This window comes from Pseudomonas sp. FW507-12TSA (assembly GCF_058781435.1).
Genome location: NZ_JBYSWT010000001.1, coordinates 12,975 through 28,826 on the forward strand (window position 1 = coordinate 12,975; position 15,852 = coordinate 28,826).

The window sequence follows — 15,852 nt, forward strand, 5'->3', positions numbered from 1 at the left end:
TCCGTACTGAATAAATACGGCAGATGATAACAGCTCAGCCAAAGCAGCTTTGACTTGTATCAGGAACCTGGTGCCCTCTCGCTGCCAAGCTTCCTTGCTGGCAGGCTCCGTCCAGTGCCCTAGAGCTGTTGCATCATCTTGCGCACGCCAGCCACATGCCGCCGGCTGACGATCAGCGCGTCACCATTGAGCCCCTTGAGGTACAGCTGGAAGTGCCCCAAGGGCGTTCGTTGCAAGCGTTCGATACGCTCGCGGGCCACCAGGGCATTGCGGTGGATACGCACGAAGCGCTCGCCGAACTCGTCTTCAAGGGCCTTGAGCGGTTCATCCAGCAACACTTCGCCGCTCTCGTGGCGCAAGGTCACGTACTTGTGGTCAGCAATGAAATACACCACCTGGCCCAGGGGAATCAGCTCGATGCCCTTGCGGGTACGGGCACTGATATGGCTTCGCGGGCCGCTGCCGGTTTCCGCCGCAGGCCGGGTCAGGGCAGCCAGCTGCACGCGGGTGGGTTTCTCGGCCTTCTTCAACGCTTCCAGCAACAGCTCGGGGCGCACCGGCTTGACCAGGTGGACCACGCTGCTGTCATTGAAAGCCTCGAGGGCGAATTCATCCGGAGCCGCGCAGAACACCAGCGCCGGAGGCGTTTCGCGCTCGCACAACTTGCCGGCGACCTGCAGGCCGTCCAGGCCTGGCATCCGCACATCGAGCAGGACGATATCCGGCTTCAGGCTGTCGATCAGGCTCAATGCCTCTTCGCCATTGGTGGCGCTGGGCTCCAGGACACTGTATCCCTCGAGCTCGCCGACCATACGGCTCAGGCGCTCGCGGGCTTGGGGTTCGTCATCAACGATCAGGACATTCATATTGCGCTGGATTCCTGCGTGAGTCTCGCACAAGGATAGCGTAGACAGGTGGAGTGACGTCCGTCACGGCGATCCACGCTAAGACTAGTGCGAAGGCCAAAAAGTGCCGCAAGTCGGGCACCAATATTTACCCGTACCTGCCCGATGCCGCGTCGGGCCGCTGGATGCGCGACAAGGTCGCAGGGAATGCTGGAACTCAACACTAAGCCCCCCTCGTTTGTGGCCGGCGCCCAACCTGGCCGCACTCGTCTCGTTTAGTGGACGGGTTGCATGGCCCTGCGCGGTTATGAACTCGATGGCCGGCCCACCGCGGCGCCCCACAGGGATGCCAGACGGTTGCGCCGTGCCTCTTGTCCAACTGTAGACGGTTGCCAAGACGATATTGCTCAATCGATAAATATCGTTTGATCGATATCACCTTCGGCACTCAGGCAACCGACCTCGTCCAGGCGCGCCGGTTCCAGTCTCCGCGCCGCCCGGGCCGGCGGCAAGCGGTCCCGGGGTCGCAGGTAAAAAGCTGCCGACCAGTGCCAGCGACAGCCCGGGCAACCCTGCTATCATCGGCGCCTGTTTTTTATGCCATCTTCCTTCAGCAGATCACGAGCGAATTCATGAGCACTGACAAGACCAATCAGTCCTGGGGCGGCCGCTTCAGTGAACCCGTCGACGCCTTCGTCGCCCGCTTCACCGCCTCTGTCAATTTCGACCAGCGCCTGTATCGCCACGACATCATGGGCTCGATCGCCCACGCCACGATGCTGGCCAAGGTCGGCGTGCTCACCGACGCCGAGCGCGACAGCATCATCGACGGGCTGAAGACCATCCAGGGCGAGATCGAGGCCGGCAGCTTCGACTGGCGCGTGGACCTGGAAGACGTGCACATGAACATCGAGGCGCGCCTGACCGACCGCATCGGCATCACCGGCAAGAAGCTGCACACCGGCCGTAGCCGCAACGACCAGGTGGCCACCGATATCCGCCTGTGGCTGCGCGACGAGATCGACCTGATCCTGGGCGAGATCACCCGCCTGCAGAAAGGCCTGCTGGAGCTGGCCGAGCGCGAAGCCGACAGCATCATGCCCGGCTTCACCCACCTGCAGACCGCCCAGCCGGTGACCTTCGGCCACCACATGCTGGCCTGGTTCGAAATGCTCAGCCGTGACTACGAGCGCCTGGTGGACTGCCGCAAGCGCACCAACCGCATGCCCCTGGGCAGCGCCGCGCTGGCTGGCACCACCTACCCGATCGATCGCGAGCTGACCTGCCAGTTGCTGGGCTTCGAGGCCGTGGGCGGCAACTCCCTGGACAGCGTGTCGGACCGTGACTTCGCCATCGAATTCTGCGCCGCCGCCAGCGTGGCGATGATGCACCTGTCGCGCTTCTCCGAGGAGCTGGTGTTGTGGACCAGCGCCCAGTTCCAGTTCATCGACCTGCCCGATCGCTTCTGCACCGGCAGCTCGATCATGCCGCAGAAGAAGAACCCCGACGTGCCGGAACTGGTGCGTGGCAAGAGCGGCCGGGTGTTCGGCGCGCTGATGGGCCTGCTGACCCTGATGAAGGGCCAGCCACTGGCCTACAACAAGGACAACCAGGAAGACAAGGAACCGCTGTTCGACGCCGCCGACACCCTGCGCGACTCGCTGCGGGCCTTCGCCGACATGATCCCGGCCATCAAGCCCAAGCACGCCATCATGCGCGAAGCGGCGCTGCGTGGTTTCTCCACCGCCACCGACCTCGCCGACTACCTGGTGCGTCGTGGTCTGCCGTTCCGTGACTGCCACGAAATCGTCGGCCATGCGGTGAAATACGGCGTGGACACCGGCAAGGACCTGGCCGAGATGAGCCTGGAGGAACTGCGCCAGTTCAGCGACCAGATCGACCAGGACGTGTTCGCCGTGCTGACCCTGGAAGGCTCGGTCAACGCCCGCAACCACATCGGCGGTACCGCACCGGCCCAGGTCCGCGCCGCCGTGGCTCGCGGCCAGGCCCTGCTGGGCAGCCGCTAAGCCCCACCCGTGCCGCCCTGGACAGCGCCCGGGCGGGCACGCCTTCAGCCTCTTCGCGCGGTCATCAGCGCAGCCTTGTCGGCGGCGATGCGCCGGGCGTGGGGGCGTTGCTCCAGGCGCTGCAACAGCGCCCTGGCCTCGGGCATCCGGGCCAGAAAATCGATCCCGAACAGCTTGTCCCCAACCACCAGGGCAAGGTTCACGCTGTACTGGAAATACAGATCGGCGACGCTCAAGTCGCTGCCCGCCACGTAAGGATCGAACCGGGCATGGCGCTGTAACGCGGCGAACCCCTGCAGCAGCTCGATCCCGGCCTTCTCCTTGATCGCCTCGGGCACGTTCACGCCAAAGAACGCTTCGGGAAAACAGGCGCGGGCCGGCAACTCGATGTACAGCTCGATTTCCCGGGCCAGCGAAAGCACCCTGGCCCGCTCGAAAGGCTCTTTCGGCACCAGCGCAGGTTCGGGCCGGACCTGCTCCAGGTAATCGAGGATCACGCTGGTCTCGCTGATGAAACCCTGCTCCACCTCCAGCACCGGCACCTTGCCCCGGGGGCTGATGGCCAGGGCCTCGGGACTCTGTCCGGCGTAGAACAGCACCTCTTCGAAGGGCAGGCCCTTTTCCAGCAGCGCCAACTTGACCATGTTGTAGTAGTTGCTGATGGCGAACCCATAAAGCTTGAACATTCCATTGCCTCCAGGCCGCGCGGTGTCGGCTGTTTCATAGAAGCTTAACCCTCCGGCCGCCAAGCACCCGGCCCCGGAATCCGGGTAGACTGGCGCCTTTCCTTGAGGAGTCTGCCATGAGCGAGCCAACCGATATCGACAACGACGAAGAAGAGTTCGCCGAAAACACCCTGATCGAGGCGATCGAGAACCAGATCGCCAGCGACAACCCGCCAGCGGCCAAGGCCACGTTCAACAAGCTGACCCTGGTGGGCTACGAGCGGGAAGAAATCCTCAACCTGATGGCCCATGTCCTGGCGATCGAGATCGATGCAATCCTCGAAGAAGACCGCCCCTTCGACACCCAGTGGTACGAAACCGCCCTGCGGGCCCTGCCGCAGCTGCCTCCCGAGAAGCAGTGACCCTCGCTTGCCGGGGCGCCACCTCATGCGGTGCCCCACCAACCCTCCAGCCGCTGGCTACACTGCAACCACCCTGCGGCCAAACACCGCTGTCCCGGGCCGCAAAAGAACTCAGCGAACGCTGGACACACCGCCGCCGTGCGGTCACCTTAAGAACGCTGACCTTTCATTCCTAGAAAGTCTGGAGTCCTTATGTCGTATACCCCTGAGTTGGTTGCCGAACTGGAAATCCTCGCACTGTTCAACCTGGACAACTCCCAGGAAGGCCTGAAGATCCATCAGACCGCCGCCCCTTCCGCCATCGCTGCCGCCCAGCGCCTGTACACCAAGGAGCTGATCACCCAGCCCGATGGCGGCTACCTCACCAGCCTTGGCCGCGACGCCGCCGAGCATGCCCAGGGCCTGCTGACCATCCTCACCGTCGCTGAAACCGCCTGAAGTCTTCCCGGGCCTGCGGAGCTCCCGTCTGTCGGGATTCCGTAGGCCGTCTCGCGCCAATGCGTTAGAAATCCGGCGTCAAAAAATAAAATCAGCTTAAGGCTCAGCCCCATCTGCCGGTAAACTGTCCCCGACCCTGAACCTCGCCACGTTCGAGCCCCGCTTGAAATGCCCCATACCCATGAAATCCGTCCCGACCTGGATGAAGGAATCGACCGCAAGGTTCTCAGCCAACTTCGCGCGCGCTTTCTGACCCTCAACGAAGGACGCATGGCCCGGGCGATGGAGGGGCTGTCGGCGCGCCAGCAACTGGTCCTCAACCTGCTGCCGCTGTTCTTCCACGTCAATCACCCGCTGCTGCCCGGCTACGTCTCCGGGGCGACGCCAGCGGGCTTGTCCAACTACGAACCCGATCCCCAGGTACTGGCCGAAGCCCAGCGCCTGACTCGCTCCTTTTCCTACAAGGCCCGCCACGGCAACCCGCCGCGACCGATCCATGGACTGTTCCTGATGGGCAGCCTGGGCACCCTGGCCCAGGCCGACCAGAGCGACATGGACGTTTGGGTCTGCCATGCCCCGGACCTGGACGAGAACGAACTGGCCGAACTACAGAAGAAGTGCCAACTACTGGAGGCCTGGGCCGAAGGCCAGGGCGCCGAAGCGCATTTCTTCCTCATCGACCCGAGCCGCTTCGTCCGCGGCGAACGCGACACCCAGCTGAGCTCGGACGACTGCGGCACCACCCAGCACTACCTGCTGCTGGACGAGTTCTATCGCACCGCCATCTGGCTCGCCGGACGTACGCCGCTCTGGTGGCTGGTACCGGTGTACGAGGAATCGCGCTACGAGCAGTACACCCATACGCTGTTGTCCAAGCGCTTCGTGCCCGCCGAGGAAAACCTCGATCTGGGGCACATGGCGCGCATTCCCCCGGGGGAATTCATCGGCGCGGGGCTCTGGCAATTGTTCAAGGGCATCGAGTCGCCCTACAAGTCGGTGCTCAAGCTGCTGCTGATCGAGGTCTACGCCAGCGAGCACCCTCGGGTCCAGTGCCTGAGCCTGCGCTTCAAGCAGGCGGTGTTCGCCAACCGCCTGGACCTGGATGAGCTGGACCCCTACATCGTGGTCTACCGGCGTATCGAGGAATACCTCAAGGCCCGCGGCGAACCCGAGCGCCTGGAGCTGGTGCGCCGCAGCCTGTATCTCAAGGTCAACCGCAAGCTGACTACCGGCAACGGCGCCCGCAATACGAGCTGGCAGCGGGCACTGCTGGAGCGCCTGGCCGAGGAATGGGGATGGGACCAGCGCCAGCTGGCCCTGCTCGACAGCCGCAGCCAGTGGAAGGTGCGCCAGGTCGGCGCCGAGCGGCGCTCCCTGGTCAACGAACTGAACTACAGCTATCGCTTCCTGACCCAGTTCGCCCGCACCGAACAGGCCGCCAGCCTGATCAACAAGCGCGACCTGAACGTGCTGGGACGGCGCCTGTACGCGGCCTTCGAACGCAAGGCCGGAAAAATCGAATTCATCAACCCGGGCATCGCCCCGGACCTGGCCGAAGACACCCTGACCCTGGTGCAGTCGCCGAACCGCAAGGAGCCCGGCCAGACCCACTGGGGCCTATACAACGGCAACCTGACGGCCCTGGAGTGGGAACACTTCGCGCCGATCAAGCGCAGTCGCGAGCTGGTGGAGTTGCTCACCTGGTGCCATCGCAACGGCGTCATCGACAGCAGCACCCGCCTGGCCCTGCACCCCGGCAGCAGCGACCTCAGCGAGTTCGAGCTGTTCAACCTGCTGGGCAGCCTGCAACAGACCGTGGCCCTGCCGCTGAACACTGTCAGCGAGGACCAGTTGCTGCATGCCAGCGTCCCCAGCGAGGTGCTGGTGCTGGTGAACGTCGCAGTGGACCCGCTCAAGCACCATCGCGAGCTGAACATCCACATGACCACCGAGCGCACCGACTCACTGAGCTATGCCGGGGTGCGCGAGAACCTGGTGCTGACCCTGGACCAGGTCACACTCAACAGCTGGAACGAAGTCTTGGTGGGCCGCCACGATGGCGAACATGCGCTGCTCGAGTGCCTGCGCGACTACCTCAACAACCTGCCGTCGGGGCCTCAGCCACGGTTGCGGGTCCGCTGTTTCTGCCACAACCGCGCGCAGTTCATCGCACGCCGGGTGGAGGAACTGTTCGAGACCGCGCAAGACCTGCTGCTCAGCCAGCTCAACTACCGCTACCTGATCCAGGTGCAGCAGCACTATCACGTCCTCGAACTGCTGCCTGGGCAAGTCCGGCACCGGGCCATGGCCACCCCCGCGGCGCTGCTGGAGTACCTGGGGCAGGAGCAAACCCGCTACAGCCCGCTGCACCTGGACCCCATGGCCCTGGAGGAGCACGACCTGGCGCTGGTCCTGCCCATGGGCCAGCCGGACTGCATCCAGGTGTTCTACCGGATCGTCGAGAACCAGGCCGAGCTGTATGTCCTGGATGAGCACAACGCCCTATGGCAGCAGACCCTGCCTTACCACGACGAACAGAGCTTGCTGGTGCCACTGCAGCGCTTCTTGCAATCGATCCTCTACCGCCGCGAGGCCCTGTTGCCCATGGCCAACAGCCCCGGCGAGAAACCTCTGGATACACTCTATTTCCAGATATTGCCGTCAGGCACGGGCAGGGCGCGCCGGGTAGAGGCTCGCCCCGCCCCGCTGACCCCGATCGACAAGGGGTTCTACGACGTGCAGGCGATCATCGGCAAGGCCGCACCGGGGCAGGTGCAAGTCTCGCTGTACTGCAATCAACGGGAATTTTCCGAACTGGAATATGGCGACCAGCTGTTCAGTGCGGTGGTCCAGGAAATCGTCGAGCAACGACGCGAACCGGAACGCTACCGCTGCTACATCACCGACCTGGACCTGTCCGGCCTGCTCGGTGATGGGCAAAGCTCGAGCATTCTCTACCTGCGTTACAAGGCCAGCCTGGAGCGGGCCCTGAACGAGGCGCTGGAGCAGGTCTAGGCGGGTATCAGAGGTGGAAGTCGCCTGCGGCTTCCGGCTGGTATTCGACTTCCAGCAAGGTCAGCTTCAGGGTCTTGCCGCCCGGGGCCGGCCAGTCGATGTATTGACCGACCTGCAAACCCAGCAGCGCACTGCCCACCGGCGCCAGAATAGAGATCTTGCCTTCGTCGGCATTGGCATCCTGTGGATAGACCAGGGTCAGGTGATAGTCCTTGCCACTGCTTTCTTCACGGCAGTGCACTCGCGAGTTCATGGTGACGACACCGGCCGGAACCTCATCGTGACCCATCAGCGTTTCGGCGCGATCCAGCTCGGCTTGCAAGGCAATGACGCCTGGCAGCGAGTCGTCCAGACTATCGATCAGGCGCTCCAGACGCTGTACGTCAAGGCGGGTAAGGATGATGGATGGTGCAGTACTCATGATCCTGGCTGACTCCTGTTTTTTCTGCACAAAAAAGCAAAACCCCGCCAAATAAGACGGGGTTCTCACCGGCCTCGAGGTAGCGAGGCGAAGTCGGACACTATCACAGCATTCGCAATAAACAAACCGTGCGGATATACGCTACAGGTCCCCCGGTGCAGCGGCCTGTTTGCGCTGCAGTGCCTGGGCGCAGATCACCCGGCGACGCTCATCGTCGGCCGAGCGCCATTCGCGGATGTCCTCCACATGCCGGAAACAGCCGCGACAGACCTTTTCTTCATCGAGACGGCACAGGCTGATGCACGGCGAACCCACGGCGGGGCTGACGTTGCTGTAGAGCGGCTTGGGCGGACGAACCGCGGAGCCCTGGCTCACGACTCAGAGCCCGTCGAACTCGAGCTTGATGTCGGCCTGCTCGAAGACGATGCGCTCGAGCATCTCGCCCAGTTGCTCGGCACTCTTGTCGCACACCCAGCGTTCGCTTTCTTCGTCGTAGTCGAAGTGGAAACCACCGGAGCGCGCGGCCAACCATAACTGGCGCAGGGGCTCCTGGCGACTGAAGATCACCTGGCTGGCGTTGTCGAACTTGACGGTGAGCACGCCGGCCGAGCTTTCCAGGTCGATGTCCAGGTCGCTCTCATCGAAAATATCCTCCAGCGCCTGCTGGGTGGCGTCCACCAGGTCGTGGAAACGGGCTTCGGTCAAACTCATTGCGGGAACCTCGAAAAGTGTCTAGTCACGCTCAAGCGCCGCAAGATACGGGCGCCTCCCGGTGAATGCAAAGGATACAGAACCTGCAGCCACCCGGGGCGACCAATCCTCCGGCAGGCCCCGCAGCCGTTGACGAAGGCTCCCCCGGCGGGTTTTGCCTTGCATAGGCAAGCTGCCGGGTGGCCGGTATACTCGGGCGCAATTTACGCATTCTCAAGGATTTCGCCATGAAGCGCCTGATCTCCGCCCTTGCTGCGCTCGTCGCGGTTGCCTGCCTTGTAACCGCCTGCGGCCAGAAAGGCCCGCTGTACCTGCCTGACGACAGCAAATCCCCTGAAGAGCAGTCCAAGGCGCACAAGCACGACACCTACGACACCTACTAAGGGCCCGCCATGGACGCTTTCAACTACCGCGACGGCGAGCTGTTCGCGGAAGGCGTAGCCCTGTCCGCCATTGCCGAGCGTTTCGGTACGCCCACCTACGTCTATTCCCGGGCGCATATCGAAGCCCAGTACCAGGCCTATGCCGACGCTCTTGCCGGCATGCCGCACCTGGTCTGCTTCGCGGTGAAAGCCAACTCCAACCTGGGTGTGCTCAATGTCCTGGCGCGCCTGGGCGCCGGCTTCGACATCGTCTCCGGTGGCGAACTGGAACGAGTGCTGGCTGCCGGCGGCCAGGCCGACAAGGTCGTCTTTTCCGGCGTCGGCAAGACCCGTGATGACATGCGCCGCGCCCTGGAAGTGGGCGTCCACTGCTTCAACGTCGAATCCGCCGAGGAACTGGAGCGCCTGCAACAGGTGGCCGCCGAGCTGGGCGTGCGCGCCCCGGTGTCGCTGCGGGTCAACCCCGATGTCGATGCCGGCACCCATCCGTACATTTCCACCGGCCTCAAGGAAAACAAGTTCGGCATCGCCATCGCCGCCGCCGAGGATGTGTACATCCGCGCGGCACAGCTGCCCAACCTGGAGATCGTCGGGGTCGACTGCCACATCGGTTCGCAACTGACCACCCTGGCGCCCTTCATCGATGCCCTGGACCGCCTGCTGGACCTGGTGGATCGCCTCGCCGAATGCGGTATCTACCTGCGCCACATCGACCTCGGTGGCGGCCTGGGCGTGCGTTATCGCGACGAAGAGCCGCCGTTGGCCGCCGACTACGTCAAGGCGGTACGCGAGCGCCTGGCCGGCCGCGACCTGGCCCTGGTGTTCGAGCCGGGCCGCTTCATCGTCGCCAACGCCGGCGTGCTGCTGACCCGCGTGGAATACCTCAAGCACACCGAACACAAGGACTTCGCCATCGTCGACGGCGCCATGAACGACCTGATCCGCCCGGCGCTGTACCAGGCCTGGATGGATGTCAGCGCCGTCCGGCCCCGGGATGCCGAACCCCGTACCTACGACATCGTCGGCCCGATCTGCGAAACCGGCGATTTCCTCGCCAAGGAACGTTCGCTGGCCCTGGCCGAAGGTGACCTGCTGGCCGTGCATTCCGCCGGCGCCTATGGTTTCGTCATGAGCTCCAACTACAACACCCGCGGCCGTGCCGCCGAAGTACTGGTCGATGGCGACCAGGCTGTGCAAGTGCGTCGCCGCGAAACGGTGGCCGAGTTATTCGCTGGCGAAAGCCTGCTGCCGGAGTAAGACCATGCTGCTGCGTTTTACCAAGATGCACGGCCTGGGCAATGACTTCATGGTTCTCGACCTGGTCAGCCAGCACGCGCACATCCAACCCAAGCACGCCAAGCAATGGGGGGATCGCAATACCGGGATCGGTTTCGACCAGTTGTTGATCGTCGAGGCCCCGACCAACCCGGATGTGGATTTCCGCTATCGGATCTTCAATTCCGATGGTTCCGAGGTGGAGCAATGCGGCAACGGTGCGCGCTGCTTCGCCCGGTTCGTACTGGACAAGCGCCTGACCACCAAGCGCCGGATCCGCGTGGAGACCAAGAGCGGCGTGATCGAGCTCGACGTGCGCAACGACGGCCAGATCAGCGTCGACATGGGCCCGCCACGCCTGGTGCCGGCCGATATCCCGTTCCAGGCGCCAGCCCAGGCCACCAGCTATATCCTGGAGGTCGACGGACGCCAGGTCGAGCTGGCCGCCGTCTCCATGGGCAACCCCCATGCGGTGCTGCGGGTCGATGACATCAACAGCGCACCGGTCCACGAGCTGGGCCCGAAGATCGAGCACCACCCGCGCTTCCCGGCCCGGGTCAATGTCGGTTTTCTCCAGGTCCTGGATCGCCAGCGCGCGCAATTGCGGGTGTGGGAACGTGGCGCCGGGGAAACCCAGGCCTGCGGGACCGGCGCCTGCGCAGCCGCAGTGGCCGCGATCAGCCAGGGGTGGATGGATTCGCCGCTATTGATCGACCTGCCGGGCGGACGCCTGTCCATCGAATGGGCAGGCCCTGGCCAACCGGTGCTGATGACCGGCCCGGCAGTACGCGTATACGAAGGACAGGTGCGTCTATGAGTGAGCGAAATCCATGACCGACCAGCCGCAGGTTCCCAGCACCACGCCCGACGAATCCCCCGCGCAGAACCTGGAAGCGGCGGCCGTCGCCGCCTACCTGGAGGCGCACCCGGACTTCTTCGTCGCCCACGAAGAACTGCTTCCGGCCTTGCGCATTCCCCACCAGCGCGGCGATACCGTCTCGCTGGTGGAGCGGCAGATGAAGATCCTGCGCGAGCGCAACATCGAGATGCGCCATCGCCTGTCGCAACTGATGGACGTGGCCCGGGACAATGACCGGCTATTCGACAAGACCCGGCGCCTGATCCTCGCGCTGCTGGACGCCACCAGCCTCGAAGAAGTGGTGATGAGCGTCGAGGACAGCCTGCGCCAGGAGTTCCAGGTACCTTTCGTCAGCCTGATCCTGTTCAGCGACAACCCCATGCCGGTGGGCCGCTGGGTATCGGCAGCCGAGGCCCAGGGTGCCATCGGCGGCTTGTTGTCCGAAGGCAAGAGCGTCAGCGGCAGCCTGCGCGAGCATGAGCTGGACTTCCTGTTCGGCGAAGAACAGCGCAAGCAGATCGGCTCCACTGCAGTGGTGGCCCTGGCGCACCAGGGCATGCACGGCGTACTGGCCATCGCCAGCCGCGATCCACAGCACTACAAGAGTTCGGTGGGCACCCTGTTCCTCAACTACATCGCCGAAGTCACCGGCCGCGTGCTGCCGCGCTTCACCCACTCCCTGCGCTCGGTCCGCTGAGCATGCAAGGACAACTGGACGCCTACTGCGCGCACCTGCGCAGTGAGCGCCAGGTGTCGCCCCACACCCTGGAGGCCTACCGCCGCGATCTTGGCAAGGTGCTGGGGTTCTGCGAGAAGCAGCAGATACGCAGCTGGGTCGACCTGGATATCCAGGGCCTGCGCAGCCTGATCGTACGCCTGCACCAGCAGGGGCAGTCCTCCCGCAGCCTGGCCCGGCTGTTGTCCGCGGTACGCGGGCTGTATCACTACCTGAATCGCGAAGGGTTGTGCGAGCACGACCCGGCCAACGGCCTGGCGCCGCCCAAGGGCGAGCGGCGGCTGCCCAAGACCCTGGATACCGACCGGGCCCTGCAACTGCTCGATGGCGCGGTGGAAGACGACTTCCTGGCCCACCGCGACCAGGCGATACTGGAGCTGTTCTATTCCTGCGGATTGCGCCTGTCCGAGCTGACCAGCCTGGATCTTGCGCAGTTGGACCTGGCCGACGGCCTGGTGCAGGTCCACGGCAAGGGCAGCAAGACCCGGGTCCTGCCGGTGGGCCGCAAAGCCCGCGAGGCCCTGGCGCTGTGGCTGCCACTGCGGGCCTTGAGCAACCCGCCGGACGGCGCCCTGTTCGTCAGCCAGAAAGGCCGGCGCCTCGGCCCCCGGGCCATCCAGCTGCGGGTCAAGGCCGCGGGCGAGCGCGAGCTGGGGCAGAACCTGCACCCGCACATGTTGCGCCACTCATTCGCCAGCCACCTGCTGGAGTCCTCCCAGGACTTGCGTGCCGTGCAGGAGCTGCTGGGCCATTCGGACATCAAGACCACGCAGATCTATACCCACCTGGACTTCCAGCACCTGGCCGCGGTCTACGACAGCGCCCATCCACGGGCCAAACGCAACAAAGGCGGTGAACAATGACCATCAAGCTGATCACCTTCGATCTCGACGACACCTTGTGGGACACCGCTCCGGTGATCGTCAGCGCCGAGGCCACCCTGCGCCAGTGGCTGGCCGAACATGCCCCGGACCTGGGCGGCGTGCCGGTGGAGCACCTGTGGGCGATCCGCGCGCAAGTACTGGAGCGCGAGCCCGAGCTCAAGCACCGGATCAGCGCCTTGCGCCGGCGCGTGCTGTTCCATGCACTGGAGGAAGCGGGGTATGAACAGGCTGAGGCCAGCCGGCTGGCCGCAGAGGGCTTCGAGGTATTCCTGCATGCCCGGCACCAGCTGGACATCTTCCCCGAGGTGCAACCGACCCTGGAGGCCCTGGCCAATCACTTCGCCCTGGGAGTGGTCACCAACGGCAATGCCGACGTGCGTCGCCTGGGCCTGGCGGACTATTTCCAGTTCGCCCTGTGCGCCGAGGATATCGGCATCGCCAAGCCCGATGCCCGGCTGTTCCAGGAGGCCCTGCAGCGCGGCGGCGCCAGTGCCGACACCGCGGTGCATATCGGTGACCACCCGGGCGACGACATCGCCGGCGCCCAGCAGGCCGGTTTGCGCGCCATCTGGTTCAACCCGGGCGGCAAGGCCTGGGAAGCCGAGCGCGCACCCGATGCGCAGATCCGCAGCCTGACCGAACTGCCCGCGCTGCTGGGACGCTGGAAGTCCCTCTAGACGCTCGCCCGCTTTTTACACCGGCATGAAAAAACCCGCAGCGACGGCGGGTTTTTTCAGCAAGCAAGTAGCAAGGCTCAGATAGGCCGGCTGCCGTACTTGTTATCAGGCTTCTTGGGCGGGTCGGCGACCACGTTGGCCTCGACTTCCTGCACTTTACCGCCACGGGCCAGGAATTCTTCCATGGCACGCGCCAGTGCATCGCGCTCCTTGTTCTTGGCTTCGACACTCGGCAGCTCGTCTACCGAGACAGCGGCCTTGGACTTGCCTTTGGCGGTCGGAGCGGGAGCCTCACCGCCATCGTCTTCCGCCACATCTTCGGCGGCCGCTTCAAGACCTTCTTCGGTATCGTCTTCGTCACCTACTTCGAGGTCGTCGTTTTCCAGATCATCGTCGCTCATGTTCTACCTCATGACTTGCGAAAAGCAGATTAGTTATAGCCCAGCTCGGCCATCTGTCGAAGGCTGCCGGAAAAAATCAACATCCACTGATACTCAGCGGCTTATGCCTTATCACCCTGCAAGGTGACAAGGACTTTACGAGCACCGCCGTGATCACGGTGCTCGCCCAGGTAAACACCTTGCCAGGTGCCCAACGCCAGCCGGCCCGCCGAGATCGGCAAAGTCAGCTGACAGCCTAGCAAACTGGCCTTGAAGTGGGCCGGGAGGTCGTCCGCGCCTTCGTCGTTGTGTTCGTACCCGCTCATGCCTTGGGGCACCAGGGTATTGAAGAAACGCTCGAAGTCGCGCCGGACCGCCGGGTCGGCATTCTCGTTGACGGTCAACGAGGCCGAGGTATGTTGCAGCAACAAGTGCAGCAGTCCGACTCGATATGCCTTCAACTCAGGCAAGCCGGCGAGCAACTCGTCCGTTACCAGGTGAAAGCCCCGGGGCCTGGCCCGCAGGGTAATCAGGGTCTGTTGCCACATACCTATCTCCACGCTTCGGCGCGCATTCTAGCGCGCTCAGGAAAAAAACAAAGCGCCGAATAATCCTGCTTTAGTGTAAGCATTTGCCCTACTAAAAATCGTCTGGCAAACCTGCCAAGGCTCACCATAAAAACCTTTCAGCCTTCCTCAATGACAAGCACCAGGCAAAAAAATGCCCGGCCGAAGCCGGGCTTTTTCGAGCAGTGTGCTTACAGGTTGTAACCGCGCTCATTGTGCTGGGCCAGGTCGAGGCCGACAGCCTCTTCTTCCTCGGTCACCCGCAGGCCGATGATCGCATCCAGCACCTTGAGGATGATGAAGGTCGCCACGGCGGTGTAGATCACGGTCAGGCCCACGCCCTTGGCCTGGACCCAGACCTGCGCGGCAACGTCGGTCACGGTGCCGAAGCCACCCAGGGCCGGGGCGGCGAAGACCCCGGTCAGGATCGCTCCGAGAATGCCGCCAATGCCATGCACGCCGAAGGCATCCAGGGAGTCGTCATACCCCAGCTTGCGCTTGAGGCTGGTCGCGCAGAAGAAGCACACCACACCCGCCGCCAGGCCGATGACCAGGGCCCCCATCGGGCCGACGGTACCGGCCGCCGGAGTGATCGCCACCAGGCCTGCCACCACGCCCGAGGCGATCCCCAGGGCGCTGGGTTTACCGTGGGTGAGCCACTCGGCAAACATCCAGCCCAGGGCCGCGGCAGCGGTAGCGATCTGGGTCACCAGCATGGCCATGCCGGCAGTGCCATTGGCCGCTGCGGCGGAACCGGCGTTGAAGCCGAACCAGCCGATCCACAGCATCGCCGCGCCCATCAGGGTGTAGCCGAGGTTGTGCGGGGCCATTGGCGTGGTCGGGAAGCCCTTGCGCTTGCCCAGCACCAGGCAGCAGACCAGGCCGGCGATACCGGCGTTGATATGGACTACGGTGCCGCCGGCGAAATCCAGCACGCCCCAATCGCCCATCAGCGAACCCGGACCGCTCCAGACCATGTGCGCGATGGGCGCATAGACCACGGTGAACCAGATGCCCATGAAGATCAGCATCGCCGAGAACTTCATCCGCTCGGCGAAGGCACCGACGATCAGCGCCGGAGTGATGATGGCGAAGGTCATCTGGAAGGTGACGAATACCGCCTCGGGGAACAGCGCCGCCGGACCGGTCACGCTGGCCGGGGTGATACCGGCGAGGAAGGCCTTGGACAGGCCGCCGACGAAGGAATTGAGGTTGACCACGCCAGCTTCCATCCCGCTGGTGTCGAACGCGATGCTGTAGCCATAGATGAACCACAGGACCGTCACCAGGCCAGTGATGGCGAAGCACTGCATCATCACCGAAAGAATGTTCTTGGACCGCACCATGCCGCCGTAGAACAGCGCCAGCCCGGGGATGGTCATGAACAGTACCAGGGCGGTGGAGGTGAGCATCCAGGCGGTGTCGCCGGAATTGAGGACTGGAGCAGCCGCTTCGTCTGCCGCCATGGCCAAGCCAGGCATTACGAGGGGCAAAAGGGCTCCTAGCCCTGCGAATTTACGCAGAGTCATGTTGTTTTCTCCTGGGGCG

Annotated in this window: 18 protein-coding genes; 10 read left to right on the forward strand and 8 right to left on the reverse strand. The window is 64.0% G+C overall.

Translation table 11 applies throughout. The features are described 5' to 3' along the window. Window positions 1–119: 119 nt before the first annotated feature. Window positions 120–866 (reverse strand): LytR/AlgR family response regulator transcription factor, encoded by a 747-nt coding sequence (locus AC3WK8_RS00080; RefSeq protein ID WP_053133708.1) that lies wholly within the window; start codon window positions 864–866, stop codon window positions 120–122. Between the two features lie 611 nt (window positions 867–1,477). Between AC3WK8_RS00080 and argH the strand changes: the two genes are divergently transcribed. Next, window positions 1,478–2,872, forward strand: coding sequence for an argininosuccinate lyase (gene argH, locus AC3WK8_RS00085; RefSeq protein WP_053133705.1), 1,395 nt, complete (start codon window positions 1,478–1,480; stop codon window positions 2,870–2,872). A gap of 44 nt (window positions 2,873–2,916) precedes the next feature. On the opposite strand, the gene AC3WK8_RS00090 is transcribed toward argH, so the two are convergent. Next, window positions 2,917–3,558: a glutathione S-transferase family protein gene (locus AC3WK8_RS00090; protein ID WP_085594262.1), complete on the reverse strand. Its 642-nt coding sequence runs from the start codon at window positions 3,556–3,558 to the stop codon at window positions 2,917–2,919. 116 nt (window positions 3,559–3,674) lie between these two features. Between AC3WK8_RS00090 and AC3WK8_RS00095 the strand changes: the two genes are divergently transcribed. The 3 genes from AC3WK8_RS00095 (at window position 3,675) to AC3WK8_RS00105 (ending at window position 7,412) form a co-directional block, all read left to right on the forward strand. Next, entirely contained in the window at window positions 3,675–3,959 is a 285-nt protein-coding gene (locus AC3WK8_RS00095; RefSeq protein WP_022641790.1) for a hypothetical protein, read from the forward strand. Between the two features lie 192 nt (window positions 3,960–4,151). Beyond that, window positions 4,152–4,397, forward strand: coding sequence for a TIGR02647 family protein (locus AC3WK8_RS00100; protein ID WP_085594260.1), 246 nt, complete (start codon window positions 4,152–4,154; stop codon window positions 4,395–4,397). A gap of 168 nt (window positions 4,398–4,565) precedes the next feature. After that, a complete protein-coding gene (locus tag AC3WK8_RS00105) occupies window positions 4,566–7,412 on the forward strand; it encodes a class I adenylate cyclase (RefSeq protein ID WP_103326396.1) in 2,847 nt (948 codons plus the stop codon). Window positions 7,413–7,419: 7 nt separating this feature from the next. On the opposite strand, the gene rnk is transcribed toward AC3WK8_RS00105, so the two are convergent. The 3 genes from rnk to cyaY all read right to left on the reverse strand — a co-directional run bounded on the left by rnk (window position 7,420) and on the right by cyaY (window position 8,544). Continuing rightward, the gene (gene rnk / locus AC3WK8_RS00110; protein WP_103326395.1) at window positions 7,420–7,833 is read right to left on the reverse strand and encodes a nucleoside diphosphate kinase regulator; all 414 of its coding nucleotides are present in this window, start codon (window positions 7,831–7,833) and stop codon (window positions 7,420–7,422) included. Window positions 7,834–7,974: 141 nt separating this feature from the next. Then, window positions 7,975–8,208 carry a DUF1289 domain-containing protein gene (locus AC3WK8_RS00115; RefSeq protein WP_103326394.1) on the reverse strand — a complete coding sequence of 78 codons (234 nt, stop codon included), beginning with the start codon at window positions 8,206–8,208 and terminating at the stop codon, window positions 7,975–7,977. Window positions 8,209–8,211: 3 nt separating this feature from the next. Further along, window positions 8,212–8,544 carry an iron donor protein CyaY gene (gene cyaY, locus AC3WK8_RS00120; protein WP_053133702.1) on the reverse strand — a complete coding sequence of 111 codons (333 nt, stop codon included), beginning with the start codon at window positions 8,542–8,544 and terminating at the stop codon, window positions 8,212–8,214. A gap of 227 nt (window positions 8,545–8,771) precedes the next feature. Here cyaY and lptM point away from each other — a divergent pair, with 227 nt between their 5' ends. From lptM to AC3WK8_RS00150, 6 genes are read left to right on the forward strand one after another with little or no spacing between them, the layout of a single operon-like run. Beyond that, complete coding sequence (gene lptM, locus AC3WK8_RS00125; protein WP_022641796.1) at window positions 8,772–8,927, forward strand: LPS translocon maturation chaperone LptM; 156 nt, start codon at window positions 8,772–8,774, stop codon at window positions 8,925–8,927. Window positions 8,928–8,936: 9 nt separating this feature from the next. Continuing rightward, complete coding sequence (lysA, locus tag AC3WK8_RS00130; RefSeq protein WP_053133699.1) at window positions 8,937–10,184, forward strand: diaminopimelate decarboxylase; 1,248 nt, start codon at window positions 8,937–8,939, stop codon at window positions 10,182–10,184. Between the two features lie 4 nt (window positions 10,185–10,188). Then, window positions 10,189–11,019, forward strand: a complete 831-nt coding sequence (dapF, locus tag AC3WK8_RS00135) for a diaminopimelate epimerase (RefSeq protein ID WP_103326393.1) — start codon at window positions 10,189–10,191, stop codon at window positions 11,017–11,019. 13 nt (window positions 11,020–11,032) lie between these two features. Continuing rightward, entirely contained in the window at window positions 11,033–11,758 is a 726-nt protein-coding gene (locus AC3WK8_RS00140; RefSeq protein ID WP_022641799.1) for a DUF484 family protein, read from the forward strand. A 2-nt stretch (window positions 11,759–11,760) separates the two neighbouring features. Beyond that, the gene (gene xerC / locus AC3WK8_RS00145) at window positions 11,761–12,660 is read left to right on the forward strand and encodes a tyrosine recombinase XerC (RefSeq protein ID WP_022641800.1); all 900 of its coding nucleotides are present in this window, start codon (window positions 11,761–11,763) and stop codon (window positions 12,658–12,660) included. Beyond that, on the forward strand, window positions 12,657–13,358 hold the full coding sequence (locus AC3WK8_RS00150; RefSeq protein WP_053133693.1) for an HAD family hydrolase: 702 nt from the start codon (window positions 12,657–12,659) through the stop codon (window positions 13,356–13,358). Before xerC ends, AC3WK8_RS00150 begins: the two co-directional genes overlap by 4 nt. Before the next feature lie 77 nt (window positions 13,359–13,435). On the opposite strand, the gene sutA is transcribed toward AC3WK8_RS00150, so the two are convergent. From sutA to AC3WK8_RS00165, 3 genes are all read right to left on the reverse strand, one after another. Continuing rightward, window positions 13,436–13,759 carry a dormancy-specific transcriptional regulator SutA gene (sutA, locus tag AC3WK8_RS00155; RefSeq protein ID WP_085594254.1) on the reverse strand — a complete coding sequence of 108 codons (324 nt, stop codon included), beginning with the start codon at window positions 13,757–13,759 and terminating at the stop codon, window positions 13,436–13,438. 101 nt (window positions 13,760–13,860) lie between these two features. Further along, window positions 13,861–14,286, reverse strand: coding sequence for a secondary thiamine-phosphate synthase enzyme YjbQ (locus tag AC3WK8_RS00160; protein WP_022641803.1), 426 nt, complete (start codon window positions 14,284–14,286; stop codon window positions 13,861–13,863). A gap of 209 nt (window positions 14,287–14,495) precedes the next feature. Beyond that, entirely contained in the window at window positions 14,496–15,833 is a 1,338-nt protein-coding gene (locus AC3WK8_RS00165) for an ammonium transporter (RefSeq protein WP_031320686.1), read from the reverse strand. Window positions 15,834–15,852 lie beyond the last annotated feature (19 nt).

Bases quoted from the DNA above. Each gene is read 5' to 3' on its own strand.
- lptM (WP_022641796.1), top strand. From the start codon at position 8,772: ATGAAGCGCCTGATCTCCGCCCTTGCTGCGCTCGTCGCGGTTGCCTGC.
- AC3WK8_RS00100 (WP_085594260.1), top strand. From the start codon at position 4,152: ATGTCGTATACCCCTGAGTTGGTTGCCGAACTGGAAATCCTCGCACTG.
- sutA (WP_085594254.1), bottom strand. From the start codon at position 13,759: ATGAGCGACGATGATCTGGAAAACGACGACCTCGAAGTAGGTGACGAA.
- AC3WK8_RS00105 (WP_103326396.1), top strand. From the start codon at position 4,566: ATGCCCCATACCCATGAAATCCGTCCCGACCTGGATGAAGGAATCGAC.
- AC3WK8_RS00140 (WP_022641799.1), top strand. From the start codon at position 11,033: ATGACCGACCAGCCGCAGGTTCCCAGCACCACGCCCGACGAATCCCCC.
- cyaY (WP_053133702.1), bottom strand. From the start codon at position 8,544: ATGAGTTTGACCGAAGCCCGTTTCCACGACCTGGTGGACGCCACCCAG.
- dapF (WP_103326393.1), top strand. From the start codon at position 10,189: ATGCTGCTGCGTTTTACCAAGATGCACGGCCTGGGCAATGACTTCATG.
- AC3WK8_RS00090 (WP_085594262.1), bottom strand. From the start codon at position 3,558: ATGTTCAAGCTTTATGGGTTCGCCATCAGCAACTACTACAACATGGTC.
- AC3WK8_RS00150 (WP_053133693.1), top strand. From the start codon at position 12,657: ATGACCATCAAGCTGATCACCTTCGATCTCGACGACACCTTGTGGGAC.
- lysA (WP_053133699.1), top strand. From the start codon at position 8,937: ATGGACGCTTTCAACTACCGCGACGGCGAGCTGTTCGCGGAAGGCGTA.
- AC3WK8_RS00095 (WP_022641790.1), top strand. From the start codon at position 3,675: ATGAGCGAGCCAACCGATATCGACAACGACGAAGAAGAGTTCGCCGAA.
- rnk (WP_103326395.1), bottom strand. From the start codon at position 7,833: ATGAGTACTGCACCATCCATCATCCTTACCCGCCTTGACGTACAGCGT.
- argH (WP_053133705.1), top strand. From the start codon at position 1,478: ATGAGCACTGACAAGACCAATCAGTCCTGGGGCGGCCGCTTCAGTGAA.
- AC3WK8_RS00165 (WP_031320686.1), bottom strand. From the start codon at position 15,833: ATGACTCTGCGTAAATTCGCAGGGCTAGGAGCCCTTTTGCCCCTCGTA.
- AC3WK8_RS00080 (WP_053133708.1), bottom strand. From the start codon at position 866: ATGAATGTCCTGATCGTTGATGACGAACCCCAAGCCCGCGAGCGCCTG.
- AC3WK8_RS00160 (WP_022641803.1), bottom strand. From the start codon at position 14,286: ATGTGGCAACAGACCCTGATTACCCTGCGGGCCAGGCCCCGGGGCTTT.
- xerC (WP_022641800.1), top strand. From the start codon at position 11,761: ATGCAAGGACAACTGGACGCCTACTGCGCGCACCTGCGCAGTGAGCGC.